Source organism: Nitrospira sp. CR1.1 (genome assembly GCA_014055465.1).
Lineage (GTDB): Bacteria > Nitrospirota > Nitrospiria > Nitrospirales > Nitrospiraceae > Nitrospira_A.
Genome location: WIAF01000002.1, coordinates 15661 through 33846 on the forward strand (window position 1 = coordinate 15661; position 18186 = coordinate 33846).

The following is an 18186-nucleotide window of genomic DNA, read 5'->3' on the forward strand; positions in this document are numbered from 1 at the left end:
CGGGGTACCGGCCTCCGCCTGTATTCAGGACTGGCACCGGCAGGGCATTACTTCGGGGCGCAATCACCCGTGCGCTTGCCGTCGACCTTCATCGTCACCGACAGCGCCTTGTCGCCCTTGGGAGTCGCTTTGCGGACCACAGAAAAACCTGTAGTGGATACCGTGCCTTCCACGCGGGTCATCGCATAGAGGCTTTCAATGTCATAACTGACCGTCCCGCCATGCATCGACACGTTCATGACCTTGTTCGCCGGATTGGGTTTGAATCCGTTTAAGGCATAATAGTTAAAGACCGCATCCGGATTGGCAAGGTGTTCTTCCTTCACACATCGGGTATGGGTGTCCGGCTTGCCCGCCTCCCCGCTACTGCTTTCGGTCACAGCCGTCACCTGATACTCGCCCGGCTTGAGAGGAACCGATTCCGCCCTCACCACCGGCGCCGCACACAGGACGCTCGCGATCACCAACAGCCCTATGCCTGCCTTCATCGTCAACCCTCCTTGTCACACCGGGGTGCGTCTGCTCCTGGCTCACCACAGCAACCAGGCCGCCTCGCCCGAATTCGTGCCCCATCAAGGACCCGGGAATTGTGCTCATGCCCGGTGACATTGTCAACCGTTACCTCCAGCGGACGGAACGTGCGATCTCCCGGAGCTGAGACGCTCCCGGGCTCATTTCCAGGCCGACTATGGTATAGTCGGCCACCATCACCTCCATTTCGCCGCAGAAAGGAGCACGACATATGGCATGGCATCATCGTTCGATCCTGGCCGCCGTGAGCGGACTGTCACTCATGGTGTTGCTGTCAGCCTGTTCCTTCAAAGCCACGTTCAAAGAGACCACCGACACCACATCCAATATCACCGGCACCACGTCCGGGCGCATCTGGTGGAACGAAGACGGCCTGCTGAAATCTGAACACAAGGTGGCCGCTTTCACCGCCTACAATGCGCAGAATCTGGAGAGCGATGCGGCGCGAGGGCAAGGCGAATATCTCGCCTCGTTGGGTGCGCTGTCCGACCAGCCGGATGCGCAGGCATTTCGACCGGCGGCGCAAGCGTCTTTCAGCCGCTGGGGCCAAACCGGTTACCTGTCGACCACCGACCTGGTGAAGTCCTTACAATCCGCGCGCCGCTGATAGCAGAGACCGATTACCAGACCGTTACAGACAGACCGCACCTCACCGGAGTTCAACACGCACATGAACGCGCCGCGCAATCCCCTCGCGATCCATCGGATCTTCCACCCCACGGATTTCTCCCAAGACAGTCAGGTGGCATTCGTTCACGCCCTCAAGCTGGCGTTGGTCTTTCGTGCCGAACTGACCATCATGCATGTGGACCCTGACGTGTCGCCGGAGGGATTCGAGGACTTCCCCCGCATTCGTCCGACGCTCGCGCAATGGGGACTCCTCCCGGAATCCAGTTCGAAGAGCGATGTGACCACGCTTGGCATCCGGATCAGAAAGGTTCGTGCCCTGGCCGCCGATGCGAAGCAGGCCATCATCCATCATCTGACCGCCACACCGACCGATCTTATGGTACTGGCCACACACAAACACGAGGGCTTTGCCGGATGGGTCCATCATGCGGTCGCCGAACCCGTTTCACGCGAAATGCATGTCACCACACTGTTCGTCCCGTCCAACGTGGCAGGCTTCGTCTCTCGTGCCAGCGGCGAAACCTCACTGCATCGCGTGCTGCTGCCGATCTCGAGCCATCCCTCATCTCAACCAGCCATCGATGCCGCGACCGTCCTGGTTTCGCAACTGAGCGCGCCGCCTGTCACCATGACGCTCATCCATGCAGGCGCGGAAGCCGAAGTCGATGCGCTCGTGCTCCCGAAGAAAGCAGACTGGTCCTGGAACCAGATGTTCGGAAAAGGCGACCCGGTTGAATGGATTCTGGCGGCAGGCGCCGAGTTTGATGTCGACTTGATTGTGATGGCCACAAAAGGGCAGGACAGCCTGCTCGACATGCTGCGCGGCAGCACCACGGAACGCGTGTTGCGCGGAGCACGTTGCCCGTTGCTCGCCATTCCGGCCCCGCTCATCTGATCAGGACCGGACGTTCCTGTGCGTCACCTCAAGGACAGGCGGCTCGTTGAGGTCGTTCGCGCTTCGCCCAATCACCGTGCGGATGACGACGCCGTCGCGAAAGACCACAAAATTCGATGGGACCGCCGCAATACGGGGTCCCGGGAGAATCACCCCGGCCAGGTTCAGCGGATCGGCCGCGGAAATTTTGATCTCCTGCTGGATGTCGCTACCCGGTCGTTTCTTCATCGCCCGCAGGGCCTCCAGCGCTTCCGGCAACGCAAATTGTTCACCCGTGAACCCGCTCACAAACCGTCCCCCGCGCAGTTCTCCCGTCAATTCGAGACGCCGGTAACAGATCAAGAGATCCCGCCAGGAAGAGACGATGGACTCGCGCGCCAGAAGGTCTCGGAACACCACTCCATAGCGCTGCAGCAGTTGCCGTGCAATACGCTCAGTCGCCGACGTTGCTGGAGATGGTTCAGCGGTATTCGGCGATGCAGGCGGCAACCGGGGATCAGACAAGGCCTGACGACCGGCCTGGGATGGCCCCGCTGCCGTCATCAGGAGCGACCAGCGGCCCCCGACATGGCGCGGCCGGCGATTCCGGTCGGACGCCTCGGCACGACGACGGCGGGGATCGATCAGCGCGCGCAGGTTGTCGAACCCGTCGGCCGTGACCAGCCCAGCAGCCACCAATTCCCACAAACCGCCCTCCACCTCCGACGCCAACAAGCGGGTGCCGTGCAACAACTCGCTGAAAAAGCTCGCGCCACGCTCCTGCAGACACCGGCGAATGGCCTGAGCGGAGAGGCTCAGTTTGGACGAAAGATCCATCCTGGCGAGGTCCTCCGCGGTCGCCCCCAGCAGCGCGGGCGCATCTTCTCGCGCAAACAGACTCACCGGCGCCACACGCGTCGGAACCACGCGCCGCCCCGGCATGACCGTAAGTTCTTGCATGAGCCGCGGATGGGGCGTCACACGTCCCCACATCAGCGCGCCACCCAAACAGAGTCGATCCAGCCATTCAGGCTGATACTTCGCCAGACGAACCCGGAGAATCTGCGCCTCCCAGGCAGACGCAGCAGCCTCGAACCCTCCAAGCTGTTTAGCCACCTCCAGCAGTCCGGCCTCACCATGGAGACGGGCTCCCGGCGAGGCATGCTGCCACTGAAAGAGAAACCGCATGAACCCGGCAGCGGAAACCGGCTCGATCTCCTTACGCAATCGCCCGACCGTGAGGCGGTGAATTCTGGCCAATAGCCGCCGGTGGCACCATTCCACCATGTCGCCCGTGGTTCGTGAGGCCTGCAGCGAAAACCGCCCCCGGAGTACGTGGCCTTGCGCTACGAGTCGCACCATCGTCCGATCGACATCACCCACGGCCAGGTTCAAGCGAGCGGCCAGATCGGCAGCCGTGACCGGACCTATACTTTCCATCCATCCCAAGACCACGCGATCCAACACCTCTTCCCGTTCCAGCGGCTTCTCCGGATCCATCGGCGCCGTCTCCGGATCGAGCCGGGCATCCGGAAACAGCATGCTGCCGTAAGGGTGATTCTCCGCGGCCAGCCACCCCCGCTTGACATCCCCCTGCCACAGTGTCGCCACCCGGCCCACGTCCGCGAGTGTCTGAATGAGCAGATCCCACCCCGGCATGCTCGCACAGGGCACCCAGCCGAGCGTTAACAGCGCATCGTGCAATTCCTCCGCATTACGCACGTCAGGCCAGGATTCTTCCCTGACCTGATCGATGGCCGATTGGTCCAACGCGCCCATCTCACCGGCCAATGCAGGCGGGAGCGTGCGCCGCATGTCCACGGCCCGCGCCCGGCGTTCTTCAAGCGGCGCATCATCGAGATACGCGTAGGGATTGGCGTTCAAAATTTCGTGGCAGAAGGCGGAGGGCATCGGCGTATCGACCGCAACGCAGGTGATCGCGCCGGACTCGATGTTATGCAGCACCGCCGCCAACCCGTCGATGTCCATCGCCTCCGTCAGACAATCCCTGATGGTCTCCTGCGCCAACGGGTGGCCAGGAATCTGACGGACCGTCCGCTCGCCTTGGAAATTGTCCTGGCAGGCAATCGCGTCGGGGAACACAGCAGCCAGGAGGTCTTCGGCGCGCATGCGCTGAATCTGGGGCGGCACCCGCTTTCCCCCCGCAAACCGGAGTAGCGCCAGGGCTCTCGACGCATTCCACCGCCAGCGTGTCATGAACATCGGCGCCTGCAGCACGGCCTGAGTCAGCACCTCGCGCAGAGTGTTGACATGTAGAAAGGCAAACACCGTCTCGAGCGGAAAACTGTGCTTCTCTCCCAACGACAACACGATGCCTTCATCCGTCGCGGCGGCCTGCAGTTCGAAATCGAAGGTCACGCAAAAGCGTTTTCGCAAGGCGAGCCCCCAGGCCCGGTTCACCCGGCCGCCGAACGGAGCATGGATGACCAGCTGCATGCCCCCGCTTTCATCGAAGAACCGTTCCGCCACGATCGTCTGTTGCGTCGGCACCGTCCCCAGGACGGACTTCCCGGCCAAAATATACTGAACGGCCTGTTCCGCCCCCCGCTGGTCAAGGCCGCATTCCTGCTTGAGCCACTGCACCGGCCGCGCAGAGGGTGCGGGCGCCTGGCCGTTCGAATCAAGACGCTGGTCGAGATCGGCCCTGAGGCGCGCCACTTCCGCAGACAAATCCGCCGTGCGCGCCGGCGCTTCCCCGCGCCAGAACGGGATGGTCGGCGGAGCGCCCTGTGCATCCTCGACGCGCATCTTGCCGGCTTCGACGCCCTTGATGCGCCAGGACGTATTGCCCAACAGGATAATGTCTCCCGCCAGACTTTCGACGGCGAAGTCCTCATCCACCGATCCCACAACGGTGCCGTCCGGTTCGGCAATCACCGCGTAGTTGGCGGTATCGGGAATCGCGCCGCCGGAGGTGATGGCGGCCAATCTGGCTCCGCGCCGCCCACGGATCTGATGGTTGATGCGGTCGTGATGAAGATAGGCTCGTCCCCGGCCTCGACTGGTCGTATATCCGTCGGCAAGCATCTCGATCACCGTGTCGAACGTCTCACGGCTCAGCTCACGATAAGGCATGGCCCGACGGCACAGCGCATACAGCTCCGTCTCATCCCAGTCCTGAGTCGCAGCCGCCGCCACGATCTGTTGCGCCAGGACATCAAGCGGGGCAGGCGGCACCTCGATACGGTCTAACACTCCGGCCCTGATCGCGCGAATCAGCGCAGCACATTCGATCAACTCGTCCCGCGTGGTGGCGAAGAGGCGGCCTTTCGGGATCGCATGAATCCAGTGGCCGGCACGGCCGACACGTTGCAAACAGGTCGCAATGGACCGTGGCGACCCGATCTGGCAAACGAGATCGACCGTCCCGACATCGATCCCGAGTTCCAACGAAGCTGTCGCCACCACCACTCGCACCGCTCCGGCCTTCAAACGGTCCTCGGCAGACAGGCGGATCTCCCGCGACAAACTCCCGTGGTGTGCCGCCACGACGCCTTTACCCAGATGGCGCAGCCGTTCTTCCAGGTAGTGCGACACCCGTTCGGCGAGGCGCCGTGTATTCACAAAAACCAGCGTGGAACGATGGGCTTCGACCAATGCGGCAACCCGATCATAGACATCGCTCCAGATCGCATTCGTGGCCACGGGCCCGAGTTCGTCTTTCGGAACCTCGACCGCCAGGTCCATGTCGCGACGATGGCCGACATCGATCACCATTGCGTCGTTCGTCGCTCGTATCTCGTTGTTCGTCTCGTCCCCCGCGAGAGACGCTTCACGCTTCACGATAGACAGGTTTCTATTTCCCACCAAAAACTCTGCCATACGCTCAATCGGACGCTGGGTGGCGGACAGGCCGATCCGTTGGACGACACCGCCGGCCAACGCCGCCACGCGTTCCAGCGACAGGGCCAGATGCGCCCCTCGCTTGTTTGGAGCGACGGCATGAACCTCATCAACAATGACGGTACGGACCGTCTTCAACATCGCCCGGCTTTTGTCCGCGGTCAGCAGAATAAACAGCGATTCGGGCGTGGTAATCAGAATATGCGGCGGCCGCCGAAGCATCAGTTGCCGCTCGGTCATCGGTGTATCCCCGGTCCGCACAACCACCCGCAGGTCGGGCAGCAACAGTCCCGCAGACAGGGCCGCCTGACCGATCTCGAGCAGCGGTTGCCGGAGATTTTTTTGCACATCATTGCTGAGCGCTTTGAGGGGCGAGACATAGAGGATCTGTGTTTCGTCCCGCAAGTCGCAGCGCAGCGCCTGCTGAAACAGCCGATCGATACAGGACAGAAACGCTGCCAGGGTCTTTCCAGACCCGGTCGGGGCGGAAATCAGAAGATCACGCCCGGACTGAATCTCCGGCCAAGCCTGCAGTTGCACGTCGGTCGCAACCGTAAATTTCGCGGTGAACCAGTCAGCGATGATGGGATGAAAGGGAAGAACCGGCGTCATCGGGCGATCGTAACACAACGGCCACCGACAGAAAATGCGAGCCGGAGGTCAGACGCGGAACAGGGTCCGGAATTGAAGCGCGCCGGCGGCGGGAAGGTTTACGGAATGGCAGGCAGTACGGAGTGACCCCAAACCACTCCGGTCCGGCAGGTAGGGATGAGACGACCTCCTATGGCGAAACAATCAGCGGGCCAGGTCGACCTCATTGTTCACCGTAGGTTTTTAAGATGTCATACGACAACCGGCACTCGCTACAGTAATTTCTCGAAAACCGCACCTGGGATGGCGACACCACGTGCCGGGCCAGGTAACTGGGAAAATCGACCCAGCTGTTGGTCCCCCTGATGGACAATCCGTCGTCACACACCCGGCGGCACAACTCACACATCGGTACGACTCGAACCATCGTCGGTCTCCTTTTGCGCGAATCTGACTTCCTGCCTCATCCGCGGCAGTCACTTTTTCTTCGGGCGCCCCACCCGCTTGTGCAAGTCGTCCGGACAACAGACCCGTTCTCCGTCCAACACCCGACGCAAGTAATGGCCGGGATCCACCGTCCGGTGTTTGACCAGATACCCCATCGCCCCCACTTCAAAGGCTGCCGTCACATAGGCCGTATCTTCGTGCGATGAAAAAAACACGACCTTGCTGTCTGGCAGAGCCTCCTGAAGCTGACGGCCTACCGAAAGACCATCTAGAAAGGAGAGTGAAAAATCCAGGATCACCAACTCAGGGGCAAGACGTTTTGCCGTCAAGACCAAGGCTTCACCCTCGGTTTCAGACCCGACGACATCAAAGTGAGATTCCAGGAGAATCTCCAGAAACGCCAACATGGATCGAGAGGAATCACCGATCAGCACGCGGGGACGTGAAATCTTTTTTCTCATAGTCCTACGAGTCTCTGCTTAGAAAAGGATTGCGTATAGTAGGGGAGTGAAGGGTAAACCACACGCGTAACAAAACGAGGTTGTATGCGAAAAATCTACCAGCAAACGTGCTGGTAATGGAGGAGGGCCGGGGGGAATCGAGAGGCCGATCAGGCTTGACTGGTCAGGCCCTGCGCCAGAGCATATTTCACAAGTTCCACCGTGGTGTGCAGGTTGAGTTGTTCCATGATTTGTCCCTTGTGAAACTCAACCGTACGGGGAGAAATCTTGAGGGTGCCGGCAATGTCCTTCACAGTGTGGCCTTCGGCCAGGAGCTGTAACACTTCGCGTTGACGAGTGGTGAGTTCCGGACCTGACGGGGCGCCGCCGTCCACCCCGCGCAACATGCTTTCCACCACTTCCTTTGTGACGAGAGGCGTCACATAAAAGTTGCCGCCCCGGACGGCCCGGATCGCCTGGGCTAATTCCTCGCCGACGCAACGCTTGAGCAGGTAGGCGGAGGCTCCTGCCTCGAACGCTGCCCGCACATAGGCCGGATCGGCGTGCATGGTGATAAACACCACTTTGACCTGAGGAAACTTGACCTTCATGACACGGGCGGCATCGATGCCGTTTAGCACCGGCATCGAGATGTCCAGAATGACGATATCCGGCTTTAACTGCGCCACTGCCTCCAGCAGCGCCCGCCCGTCGCCCACCGTGCCGACCAATTCGCACTGGTCATCCAGCAAGCGCCGAAACCCCTCCAGGACAAGGGTGTGGTCATCGGCCAACAATACACGAGGAAGCGTCATATCCCCACCCGTACAAGCGGGACGTACATTGATACGGTCGTGCCCTTACCCGGGCGGGATGCGACTTCGCACGTGCCCTGCACCGACAGAAGGCGCTCGCGCATATTCAACAGACCCAGACCGCCCTCACACCGCTCCACCGTCAGTTGATCGAACCCCTTGCCGTCATCACGCACCACCACGACCACCCCCTCTTCTTCAACGGTGACTTCCACTTCCACCCGGGTCGCTTTCGCATGACGGGCGATATTGGACAGACTTTCCTGAACGACCCGATACAGCGCCGTCGAAGCGTTTTTGTCGAGCGGGTGGTCAAGGGGTTGATGGACAAACAGGGCTTTCACGCCCGTGCGAGCGGAGAAGTCATCCAATAGGCGCTGCAAGGCCGCCTCCAGGCCCAAGTCGTCGAGGATGGAGGGATGAAATCGATAGGCCATGTACCGGACGTCGTCGGAGAGAGCCTCCAACCCTTTCAACACATTGTGCACGCCATCCTGGGCTGTCGCGGGCGACACCCCTATTTGCCGGTCAACGCCCTGAAGTTCCAACATGAGCAACGCCAGTCGTTGATTGACATCATCATGCAAATCCTGCGCAATCCGCCGGCGCTCCTCTTCCTGCGCCGTGAGAATCCGGCCGGTCAGCGTATGCAACTGTTCCTCGCTGCGCTCCAAGGCGAGCCGGCTCGCGGCCAGATCCGCCGTCCGCGTTTCGACCCCTCGTTCGAGCCGCTCGTTGACTTCCTCCAGAAGTCGTTCCGTATGGCGGCGCTGATACACAAACACGACCGGAGCCCACACGCCGAACAGACTGAACAAGTGATTGACCCATTCAAACCATGCAGGAAGATTGGGAATCCGCGGACTGAACGGGGCGGCAACGATGGTCAATACTGAGCAGGCAGTGGCGGTGGCAATCGGCAACCATCGGTATTGACTGGCGGATGACAGGAGCACGACAGCGCTGTACAGCACCGCGTTCGCCACACCCAGCGGCAACTGAAGATCCAGCACAAAAAAGAAACAGGCCAACAGGCCGGCAAGCCCGACCAGGATCCGCTGCCGCCGCTGCGCCTGCGCGCCGGCCTGTCGGTCGATCATCTCACCGGTCTCATGCTGCCGTAAGTTGAAGGGCGTCATCGGGACCGGATTTTAGCACGCGTCTCTACCCGGAGACCAGAACCAGAAAAGGCTCAAACCGGCAGCAGGACACGCACCGGCGGTTCGGGTATGATGGACGGATGTCCACCCTCCGCCCCATTGTCATTCTCGGAACCGGCTATACCGGCCGCTGGATCTACACGTTAGCCCGGGAGCAATCTCTCCCCATCCTGGCTAGCAGCCGCCGGCCGGAGCGCCACCTCGCCAACGTGGCCGCGACCGCACGCATTCAGTTCGATCTCGAGAATCCAGCCACCTGGTCTGCGTTGCCGTTAGAGGCCGACCTGATCTGGACGTTTCCGGCAGTTCCTCTTGAGCGGGTCCGGGCCTTTGCCCGGCACGCCTGCAGCCCTTCCCGCCGATTGGTGGTGTTCGGCAGCACGTCAGCCTACGATCAAGGCGATGAGCCCATGACAGATCTCCCCGCCTGGATTGACGAGACAAGCCCCGTCAATTTGGACCTTCCCCGCGTCCAAGGGGAAGAATATCTCCGGACACAACATGGTGGCATAATCCTCCGCGTGGCCGGCATTTACGGCCCAAGTCGCAATCCGGTGGAGTGGATCCGGCAAGGACGTGTCGGCCCCACGAATAAATTCGTAAATTTGATCCATGTCGAAGATCTGGCCCGGCTCTGCCTCCTCGCCCTGCGAACCGGGCGGGCGGGAGACGTCTACAATATTAGCGACGGGCATCCGCGCCGATGGGCCGACATTTGCGCCGACGTGTCGAGTAAATGGGGCATCGTGAGCCCCCGCGAGGCGTTCCCCAGCCAGCCCGGGAAACGGATCTGCAATCGCAAAGTCCTGGAAGCCCTGGGCTACACACTCCGGCATCCCGACCTCTCTGACACGCTGGCAGCCTTCCAGCAGGACGCAGGCGACAGAATTCCTCGATAGCATCACGTCACTGTTTGGCCAGGCGAGTCTGGCTGCCGGCGAGCACGTGATGGATGGCCTCCCCGGCCACTCGCTGCCCTTCAACGGTCCAATGCGTATCATCCGGAAGATAGGTCAACCGTCCTTGTGCTGCGGCTTCGCGAAGCGGCGGAGTCAAATCGAGGAATACGATCTCCGGCGTAAGCTCTCCCAGCATGGTGGCGACTTCGTTGGGCAAATCATTGAGCGGCCAGTCTCTCATCTCGTCTGTCAGGGGCTCAAAATTGTGCAATCCTTGATGAACCCGATGTTTAACCGGCGCAAACGCCACGACCAGGCGAATGCCTCGTTGCCGGGTCAGCTCATACGCTTCAGACAGAATTGATCGCAACCGGTCAAGACGAGGTCTGTCCGTGAGCTTCAATGCCGCGAGCCTCTCCCAGAAATACAACACCGTTTCCTTCCCCTCTGTATCTCGAAACGTTCCGCGAAGACGCAAGTAGCCGGAATGTGGCACGCATCCCCGCACCGCTCTGCGCGAGACCAGGAGAAGATTTCTCGTCAGCGACCGCATCCAATACTCGTCATGCGCAGCCCTGGCGTCGGGCTCCCCCCTCACCGCCAGATCTTCCAGATCTTCGGGAGCTAATTGGTAGAAATCGTTCCCTTCAAAGAATACCCAGACAATGGTCTTCGGTTGCAGATTCAGCGCATACCGCTTCAACACGACGAGCTCCTGCTCCGGTCCGTACCCGCTGATCCCCAAATTCGCGACAGACGTCTGCAACTGATGGCTCAATTGGGTCGTCAACAGACTGGAGCCCGGGAGCATGGGCGATTCGACATAGGAATCACCAATGACTACGACATCGGCCCGATCCATATCAGTGTCGTTTCGAAATCCTCGATGGTCATACCGGAGGTCGAACGGTTCCGGAGCATTCGCCGGAAGGCAGAGTGCTTCGCCGATATTTCCCCGCACAAAGAACCCTCGTTCACGATAATGCGGCTCACGCCGGTATCCCAACTCCGGATCGCGGACATACCCCGAACGATCGAACCACTCCCGCCCGTGGGTACCGAAAAGAGTTTGATAATTGAGTAGTCCCACCACGCCGGCCAATTCGGCTATCCCCAGCATGACGATCACGGACAGGGTCACCAGGACGAATCGCGCGCGAATCTCCTTCCGCGGAAGATTCGACAGAAGCGCGTACAACCCCCAGGAGAAAAGATACCCGGCGACAAGGTTGTCCACCAGATGTCCTGTGCTCGTTACCTCCGTCAGCCATAACACAGCACATCCACAGAGAAAGATCGCCAACGTCAGCCATGTCGCCCTGTCTCTCCGCAATCACCGACCTCCAGAGTCGAACCTTCCCGCTCCATTCGCCTCGCCTCAACTCACGCCACAGAGCGCGGCATGCGAATGACAGTTTTTCTCACAAAAATGGACAGATGTCCAGTCGGGCTGGACACCTGTCCATAACCTCATTTGCGAGATTCGGATAGCCGGTGAAATCCCTGGCCTGCCGGAATGACGCTGGGATGAACGGAACGGTCACGGCTGCAGAGGGGAAGGGACGCCTCACATTCCTTGAGACTCCCCCCAAAAACGTGCTACACAGGTGCACAATCGGTGTTGCGCGTTCCGCATTCTATCGGGTTTAACCGCGAGCCATTGATGACCGACCTTGCCAAGAAGAAGCCTGCCAAACGAACTCAACCATCCCCAAGAAAAGCTGAAATGCACGTCGGCGATATTGTCCGGCGCCTCCGGAAATCGCATCATCTTTCGGTGCGAACACTGGCCGATAAGTGCGGGTTCTCCCCCAGTTTCATCTCTCAGGTTGAGTTACGGCAGGCCTCGCCATCCATTGCCTCCACTGAGCGGATTGCTTCCGCGTTGGGCGTGACCCTGGGAGAATTCTTTCGCGCCCTCGACCCTACCCCTCCTGCGATCATCCGGTCCGGGGCCCGACCGGTCGTGCAAAGCGAATGGTCCCGCGCAAAAATCGAAGCGCTCGGACCATTCAACAAGGACAGTCAGCTGGAACCCATGGTCATCACGATTCAGCCGGGCGGAGCAAGCGGGCACAAACCCTACGTCCGCCAGGCCGAGCAATTGGCCGTCGTACTCATGGGGACGCTCGAATTGACTCTGGAGGAGGAAATCCACAATCTGAAACGGGGCGATGCGGCCGGAATTCCCGCAGGCAGCCGGCACTGCTGGCGGAATATCAGCAAACGGCCCGCGCAAATTCTCATCGTCACCGCACACCGGAGACTGTAGTCTCCGTCACACTCTCCCGTCTCGTAGAGACACACCACCAACTTCTCGCCCGGGAACACCGAATGGCCTGGCGCGGCCCGCTTCTCAGGCACGCAGTAACGCCATCACGCTGAGACAGACCAGCAGATTATTGACAGCATGCCCGATCATTCCCGGCCATAAACTGCCGGTCCGCTCATAGGCCCAGGCCCACAATACACCGCTCCAAAAGACACTCAAGAATCCGATTAATCCGTAGCCGTGCGCGATAGCAAACAGTGCCGCGCTCAACACGGCCGCGGCCCCCCACTGAAACCGCCGCCGGAATACCCCGAATAAGAGGCCGCGGAAAGCCAACTCCTCAAACACCGGCGCGAAGATCACATATTCCATCAAACTGACAATCAGAGTCGGTGGCGCGCCCCATACGAGATCGGCGTCGAACCATTCGGTCCAATGACTGATCAAATTCAGCGGCTCGGCAATGCGGCCCAATACCCACTCTCCCATGAGCCCGGCCGCCACGACCGCAAGCACCGCCAATCCCAGTTGTCCCACATGACGCGGCTCGAGACTCAGCCCCAATCCTCGCCAGAACGTCTGCCGTTGAGGCCGGAGCAGATGGACATAGGCTAACGCCAGCAGCGGCAGATTCGACAGCGGCACCGCCACGACCCGCAAGGAAGGAAAGTCGCCGGCGGCAAACAGGAACGCCACGGTCAGAAGTGCGCCGACAGCGCCGCCGCGGAGCAACACGCCGGCGCCCAGGCGTCCTGCCCACAAAGGCGGCAGCTCGGCGGAGCCCACCCGAAACATCGCGGCGCCCTTGCCCCTCCGCACCCACGCCATGAAGACCATCCCCCCGACGACCATCAGCGTCAATTCGAGCAGGGCAACTGCCCTTGAGCGCCAGACCAACGCTTCGATCCGTTGCTGATCAGCCGTCTCGATCGTGACGAGCAGCGGACGGTCTCCGGACCGTTCGGCAATACGGGCCGCCAGCCGGCTGTAGAACCAGCCCGAGACCGGTTGCTCCGCCAGGTGTGCTTGCAGGTCGAACCCGGCGCCCGGAGCCACATGCGATTCGACATATCCGGCCTGCAGCAGCCGGGCGAACAGCGGATACGGTGGGGCTTGTCTCGCCCATCGCGAGATGCGTTGTCGAACCTCCTGAAGCTGCCCCGCCTCGCCCTCCAAAATGGCTACGTGTAAATCCACAAACGGATCGGACGATTCTTCGGCAAGTTCGCGGTACCATTCGATGGCCTGGGCACGATCGTTCGCATCGCTCCCCATCGTGAGGTCATAGAGCAACTGTTCCCATACCGGCAGCGTCTTCACGCCGTCTGCCTGATCCATCAGGCGGCCGACCATGTGGCTGAGCGCCCGCTCGGCATCCGCGACTCGCTCCACCCTTGGAATATCGAATGATAACCAGGCCACGACCGCAATCGAGGCCGAAAGAACGACGGCCGACAACAGCGTAACCGCCCGGGAAAACCCGGGATTGTACGGATGCGGCGGAGGAGGCGCTCCGACACAAGACGCGGGGGGTTGAGGGGAATGCGGGACCGGGCCAGTCGATTCGTCAGCGTCCACAAGACCTCCAAGGGGTACGGCGCGCCGGAGTATACCACCGGCTTCAGGGCGGTGAAACTGGAGAGCGACCCGCGGCATCGACCGGTCGAGCCTCGCCACAATCCCATGGCTGAACGCCCTCCAGTTTCGTTATACTACGCCACCCGTAGTGTCAGACTTTTCCATAGGCAGCGATGCCTTCCCCTGACGAACGGACACGATCAGATCCAACGATGAGCCTTTCCCCTCAAGATCACGAATTTGTCCCTCCGTATCGATTGCTCATGGGCCCGGGCCCGAGCATGGTGCATGAGCGGGTCTACCATGCCCTGTCGCAGCCGCTTGTCGGCCATCTGGACCCTCTATTCCTCGGCCTGATGAATACGATTCAAGATTCCCTCCGCACCCTATTCCGGACGGAAAACGAATTTACCATTGCCCTTCCGGGCACAGGGTCGGCAGGCATGGAAGCCGTGATCGCCAATCTCATCGAACCCGGGGACCGCGCGATCGTAGGGGTCAACGGGATCTTCGGTTCACGCCTGGCGACGATGATTGAGCGAAGCGGCGGCATCCCGCTACGTATCGAGGCCCCCTGGGGACAGATGATTCCGTTGGACGCCTTGCATGACGCGTTGTCCCGGGGCGGCCCCGTCAAGGCGGTGGTGCTCGTGCATGCGGAGACCTCGACCGGAGCCTGGCAACCCCTCGACAGGGCCGGCGCCCTTTGCCGTGCGCACGGCGCCTTACTCATCGTCGATGCGGTGACCTCCTTGGGAGGCATCCCCGTCGAAGTCGACGCCTGGGGAATTGATGCCTGCTACAGCGGCACGCAGAAATGCCTGAGCTGTCCGCCAGGCCTGGCCCCGTTGACGATGAGCCCGCGCGCCATGGAGGTCGTTCGACAGCGACGCACTCCCAGCCATAGCTGGTACCTTGACCTCTCATTGATCGCCGAATATTGGAATGACCGCAGCCGCGCTTATCACCACACGGCTCCGATCTCGATGCTCTACGGACTGTACGAAGCCCTGCGACTCGTGCACGAAGAAGGACTGTCGGCGCGCTTCATCCGTCATCAGCTCAACAGCGACGCCCTGGTGGCAGGACTTGAGCCTCTGGGCCTTCTGCCGCTCCCGTCGAAGGGACATCGACTCCCCATGCTCAACTGTGTCACGCTGCCCGACCGGATTGACGAGACGCTGGTGCGGACGCAGTTGTTGCGGGACCACGGGATTGAAATCGGGGGCGGCCTGGGGCCGCTACGCGGACGGGTCTGGCGGATCGGGCTGATGGGCGAGTCCTGCCAGCAAGCCCACGTCCTCACACTGCTCAACGCCTTGGAAGGGATTTTCGCTCAGCACGGCTGGCTGAATCAGCCCGGTCGCGCGGTGCAAGCGGCGATCGAAACCTATACCCAATCACAGTTGTCGGCGAGGAGGGGGGCATGAGTCGAAACGGGTTCTGGATCGTCATGGCAGGGGTGGCGGGATTCGTGGCGGCGATCACCTACTGGGTCATCGCCCTCGCCGTGGCAGAATCGCGCAAGGCCGACATGGTGGCGCCCGAACGGGTCACCAGTTTCATTCACGCCGTGATCGATGCCAATCGCGCCAACTACACGCAAAACGTCGTAGACAAGCTACACACCCAGGGCGTGGTTGAAGCCCTTGAACATTGGAAAGAAGAGAAGGGGCTCCCCCTGCCCGCCCAATTTCTCCTCGAATCCGGCCGCCTGGTCGCGCAGAAAGACATGAAACTCAGCTTCCGGCTCGCCAGCCTCACACCGATCTATGTGTGGAACGGACCGAACAGCGAATTTGAACGACGCGGCCTGGAAGTCGTCATGAAGGCGCCGGAGAAACCCTTCACGGGATTTTATCAGCAGGGCGGGGTCCGGTACTTCCAAGGCATCTACGCCGACCGGGCGGTCTCCGAGAGCTGCGTGTCCTGCCACAACGGGCATGCGAACAGCCCGCGGAGAGACTATAAACTCAACGACATCATGGGCGGTGTCATCGTCACCATTCCGATCAACGAGGCGCCATGACCATCGCCATCCGCCAGATTCGTATCCTCGACGGCCAAGGCCGCAAGATTGAGCGAGGCACCGTCGTGATTGAGGGTGATCGCATTGTAGCCGCCGGGCCAGACGAGTCCATTCGGGTGCCCCGGGGCGCGCGACGCATCGACGGCCGGGGCCTCACCGTCCTCCCCGGTCTCATCGATTGCCATGTCCACTTTTGCCTGGGCGCTGAAGCCGATGTGGTTGCGGCCGTGGAGCAGGAATCCCCGGCTGTGACGTTGCTGAAGGCCGCGGAATTGGCGCGCCGCACCGTGCAGGCCGGATTTACCACCGTCCGAGATGTAGGCTTCCGCGACCATGCCGTGTTTGCACTGAAACGGGCCATCGAGTCGGGACTGACGCCGGGGCCGCGTATCTTGGCCGCCGGCCTGGCGATCTGCATGCCGGGAGGGCATGCCCGCTTCATCGGACGCGAAGCCCAGGGGATCGAAGCCGTGCGGGCTGCCGTGCAGGATCAGCTCACGGCCGGCGCGGAGGTAATCAAGGTGATCGCCTCGGGCGGCGTGCTCACCCCGGGCACGTCCCCGGACGAAGCCCAGATGACCGTGGAAGAACTGAGAGCGGCGGTTGAAGTGGCTGCCGCCCATGGCCGCCACGTGGCCGCCCATGCCCATGGCGCAAGCGGGATGAAAAACGCCCTGCGCGCCGGCGTCCATTCGATCGAACATGCCACGCTTATGGATGACGAGGCCGCCGGCATGATGACCCAGCGCGGCGTCTACATGGTTCCCACCCTGTCCGCCCTGGCCACCACCGCAGCGTGTCCGACCGGCTGCGGCATCCCCGACAGCGCCCGCTCAAAAGCCAGGAACATGGTGAAACAACACGAGAAGAGCTTCCGCGCCGCCGTTCGGCGTGGCGTGCCGATTGCCCTCGGGACCGATGCCGGCACGCCCTTCAATCACCACGGGGACAATGCGCAGGAATTGGAGCGGATGGTCACCCTGGGCATGACACCCATGGATGCGATCATGACGAGCACCTCTGCCGCTGCGCGGTTGCTGCGCCTCTCGGCAGAAATCGGCACGATTGAAGCCGGCAAACAGGCGGATCTGTTGGTGGTGGAAGGCAACCCGCTGAGAAATATTGGACTGCTCTTGAAACAGGAACGGCTCGCGGGAGTCATGCAACGCGGGCGGTTCGTGTCGGGACCGCTCTCACGGACGTGAAAGGTAACACGTGGCCGCTAAGACGCAATAGCGTTCAAGGCACGCTTTCGTCACTAGCCCCTCCTACCCTTCACCTTCTACCTGTGACTGGTTATGTTTCACCGTTTACGTCTGATCATCGGCGTTGGTACAGAAGTTCCAGCGCCGTGACAAACCCGTTGATTCGCCCCTTCCGGAACATCTCATCCAAGCGGCCCCGCAACGCGCGAATGCCGCCGTCATCGCCCCGCGCAACCACCGCCTGGGACACCATCATCTGCACGGCCACTTCAAGCAGACGATGCTTGCGTTGCTCCATTTCAGGCGTGACGAATTCATCCAGCACCTCCGCCCCCCGCGCCTCGACGATCGGTTCTTTGAACGTATCGTAGCCCTGGTGTGCCACTGTGCGCTCACGAATGATGGCCAGTTCGGATTTGATCCGCGGCACCATTTTCATCAGGACAGCAAACACTTCCTTGCGCCCCTCGTCAAAGAGCTTCTTCTCCATTTCCTCGAGAATCAGCGACGGATCGACGGTCTCAGGCTGCATCTCCTCGCCCCAGTGCAGGCGATCATAGGTGCGCCGGCTCTCGGGATCGCCCAGGACTTCATAGGCGGAGTTGAGCTCACGGATCTTTTCCTCAGCCCTGCTGTTATCCGGATTCCGATCGGGATGATGCTCGAAGACGAGCTTTCGGTAGGCTTTTTTGATCTCGTCATCGGAAATGTCCCGCGACACCCCGAGGACGCGATAATAATCAACGCGCGGCATAGTGCGGGGAACTATAGCATGTCCGCTGTGCGCGCTTCACCTTGACAGCGCCCCTTCCTCCCCGTAGCGTGGCGGCACGTGATTCGTACACAGGAGC

At 61.2% G+C, this 18186-nt stretch carries 16 protein-coding genes; 7 read left to right on the forward strand and 9 right to left on the reverse strand.

All coding sequences use genetic code 11. The features are described 5' to 3' along the window. Window positions 1-47: 47 nt before the first annotated feature. Window positions 48-488, reverse strand: coding sequence for a DUF3617 family protein (locus tag GDA65_04665; GenBank protein MBA5861981.1), 441 nt, complete (start codon window positions 486-488; stop codon window positions 48-50). 254 nt (window positions 489-742) lie between these two features. Here GDA65_04665 and GDA65_04670 point away from each other — a divergent pair, with 254 nt between their 5' ends. Then, window positions 743-1138, forward strand: a complete 396-nt coding sequence (locus GDA65_04670) for a DUF3015 domain-containing protein (protein ID MBA5861982.1) — start codon at window positions 743-745, stop codon at window positions 1136-1138. Between the two features lie 63 nt (window positions 1139-1201). Continuing rightward, the gene (locus GDA65_04675; protein MBA5861983.1) at window positions 1202-2056 is read left to right on the forward strand and encodes a hypothetical protein; all 855 of its coding nucleotides are present in this window, start codon (window positions 1202-1204) and stop codon (window positions 2054-2056) included. On the opposite strand, the gene GDA65_04680 is transcribed toward GDA65_04675, so the two are convergent. The 5 genes from GDA65_04680 to GDA65_04700 all read right to left on the reverse strand — a co-directional run bounded on the left by GDA65_04680 (window position 2057) and on the right by GDA65_04700 (window position 9331). Beyond that, window positions 2057-6511, reverse strand: coding sequence for a DEAD/DEAH box helicase (locus GDA65_04680; protein MBA5861984.1), 4455 nt, complete (start codon window positions 6509-6511; stop codon window positions 2057-2059). It lies immediately after the preceding gene. Window positions 6512-6713: 202 nt separating this feature from the next. Next, window positions 6714-6917 (reverse strand): hypothetical protein, encoded by a 204-nt coding sequence (locus tag GDA65_04685; GenBank protein MBA5861985.1) that lies wholly within the window; start codon window positions 6915-6917, stop codon window positions 6714-6716. Window positions 6918-6966: 49 nt separating this feature from the next. Continuing rightward, window positions 6967-7398 (reverse strand): response regulator, encoded by a 432-nt coding sequence (locus tag GDA65_04690; GenBank protein ID MBA5861986.1) that lies wholly within the window; start codon window positions 7396-7398, stop codon window positions 6967-6969. A 149-nt stretch (window positions 7399-7547) separates the two neighbouring features. Continuing rightward, window positions 7548-8192 carry a response regulator gene (locus GDA65_04695; GenBank protein ID MBA5861987.1) on the reverse strand — a complete coding sequence of 215 codons (645 nt, stop codon included), beginning with the start codon at window positions 8190-8192 and terminating at the stop codon, window positions 7548-7550. After that, a complete protein-coding gene (locus GDA65_04700; GenBank protein ID MBA5861988.1) occupies window positions 8189-9331 on the reverse strand; it encodes a hypothetical protein in 1143 nt (380 codons plus the stop codon). The genes GDA65_04695 and GDA65_04700 overlap by 4 nt, the downstream gene beginning before the upstream one ends. A gap of 101 nt (window positions 9332-9432) precedes the next feature. Between GDA65_04700 and GDA65_04705 the strand changes: the two genes are divergently transcribed. Further along, on the forward strand, window positions 9433-10251 hold the full coding sequence (locus tag GDA65_04705) for a hypothetical protein (GenBank protein ID MBA5861989.1): 819 nt from the start codon (window positions 9433-9435) through the stop codon (window positions 10249-10251). A gap of 7 nt (window positions 10252-10258) precedes the next feature. Here GDA65_04705 and GDA65_04710 read toward each other — a convergent pair whose 3' ends face one another. Next, window positions 10259-11488, reverse strand: coding sequence for a hypothetical protein (locus GDA65_04710; protein ID MBA5861990.1), 1230 nt, complete (start codon window positions 11486-11488; stop codon window positions 10259-10261). A gap of 381 nt (window positions 11489-11869) precedes the next feature. On the opposite strand from GDA65_04710, the gene GDA65_04715 reads away from it, so the two are divergent. Beyond that, window positions 11870-12523: a cupin domain-containing protein gene (locus GDA65_04715; protein ID MBA5861991.1), complete on the forward strand. Its 654-nt coding sequence runs from the start codon at window positions 11870-11872 to the stop codon at window positions 12521-12523. Window positions 12524-12607: 84 nt separating this feature from the next. Here GDA65_04715 and GDA65_04720 read toward each other — a convergent pair whose 3' ends face one another. After that, window positions 12608-14179, reverse strand: coding sequence for a CPBP family intramembrane metalloprotease (locus GDA65_04720; GenBank protein ID MBA5861992.1), 1572 nt, complete (start codon window positions 14177-14179; stop codon window positions 12608-12610). A gap of 134 nt (window positions 14180-14313) precedes the next feature. Here GDA65_04720 and GDA65_04725 point away from each other — a divergent pair, with 134 nt between their 5' ends. Genes GDA65_04725 through GDA65_04735 form a run of 3 tightly spaced genes read left to right on the forward strand, consistent with a single transcriptional unit; the run spans window position 14314 to window position 17335 of the window. Continuing rightward, the gene (locus GDA65_04725) at window positions 14314-15531 is read left to right on the forward strand and encodes an aminotransferase class V-fold PLP-dependent enzyme (protein ID MBA5861993.1); all 1218 of its coding nucleotides are present in this window, start codon (window positions 14314-14316) and stop codon (window positions 15529-15531) included. Beyond that, the gene (locus GDA65_04730) at window positions 15528-16130 is read left to right on the forward strand and encodes a DUF3365 domain-containing protein (GenBank protein ID MBA5861994.1); all 603 of its coding nucleotides are present in this window, start codon (window positions 15528-15530) and stop codon (window positions 16128-16130) included. The genes GDA65_04725 and GDA65_04730 overlap by 4 nt, the downstream gene beginning before the upstream one ends. Next, window positions 16127-17335 carry an amidohydrolase family protein gene (locus tag GDA65_04735; GenBank protein ID MBA5861995.1) on the forward strand — a complete coding sequence of 403 codons (1209 nt, stop codon included), beginning with the start codon at window positions 16127-16129 and terminating at the stop codon, window positions 17333-17335. Before GDA65_04730 ends, GDA65_04735 begins: the two co-directional genes overlap by 4 nt. A 115-nt stretch (window positions 17336-17450) precedes the next feature. Here GDA65_04735 and GDA65_04740 read toward each other — a convergent pair whose 3' ends face one another. Further along, window positions 17451-18089 carry a DnaJ domain-containing protein gene (locus tag GDA65_04740; GenBank protein MBA5861996.1) on the reverse strand — a complete coding sequence of 213 codons (639 nt, stop codon included), beginning with the start codon at window positions 18087-18089 and terminating at the stop codon, window positions 17451-17453. Between the last annotated feature and the right edge of the window lie 97 nt (window positions 18090-18186).

Coding starts and splice junctions, on each gene's coding strand:
- GDA65_04665 (MBA5861981.1), bottom strand. CDS start 488: ATGAAGGCAGGCATAGGGCTGTTGGTGATCGCGAGCGTCCTGTGTGCG.
- GDA65_04670 (MBA5861982.1), top strand. CDS start 743: ATGGCATGGCATCATCGTTCGATCCTGGCCGCCGTGAGCGGACTGTCA.
- GDA65_04675 (MBA5861983.1), top strand. CDS start 1,202: ATGAACGCGCCGCGCAATCCCCTCGCGATCCATCGGATCTTCCACCCC.
- GDA65_04680 (MBA5861984.1), bottom strand. CDS start 6,511: ATGACGCCGGTTCTTCCCTTTCATCCCATCATCGCTGACTGGTTCACC.
- GDA65_04685 (MBA5861985.1), bottom strand. CDS start 6,917: ATGGTTCGAGTCGTACCGATGTGTGAGTTGTGCCGCCGGGTGTGTGAC.
- GDA65_04690 (MBA5861986.1), bottom strand. CDS start 7,398: ATGAGAAAAAAGATTTCACGTCCCCGCGTGCTGATCGGTGATTCCTCT.
- GDA65_04695 (MBA5861987.1), bottom strand. CDS start 8,192: ATGACGCTTCCTCGTGTATTGTTGGCCGATGACCACACCCTTGTCCTG.
- GDA65_04700 (MBA5861988.1), bottom strand. CDS start 9,331: ATGACGCCCTTCAACTTACGGCAGCATGAGACCGGTGAGATGATCGAC.
- GDA65_04705 (MBA5861989.1), top strand. CDS start 9,433: ATGTCCACCCTCCGCCCCATTGTCATTCTCGGAACCGGCTATACCGGC.
- GDA65_04720 (MBA5861992.1), bottom strand. CDS start 14,179: ATGCCGCGGGTCGCTCTCCAGTTTCACCGCCCTGAAGCCGGTGGTATA.
- GDA65_04725 (MBA5861993.1), top strand. CDS start 14,314: ATGAGCCTTTCCCCTCAAGATCACGAATTTGTCCCTCCGTATCGATTG.
- GDA65_04730 (MBA5861994.1), top strand. CDS start 15,528: ATGAGTCGAAACGGGTTCTGGATCGTCATGGCAGGGGTGGCGGGATTC.
- GDA65_04735 (MBA5861995.1), top strand. CDS start 16,127: ATGACCATCGCCATCCGCCAGATTCGTATCCTCGACGGCCAAGGCCGC.
- GDA65_04740 (MBA5861996.1), bottom strand. CDS start 18,089: ATGCCGCGCGTTGATTATTATCGCGTCCTCGGGGTGTCGCGGGACATT.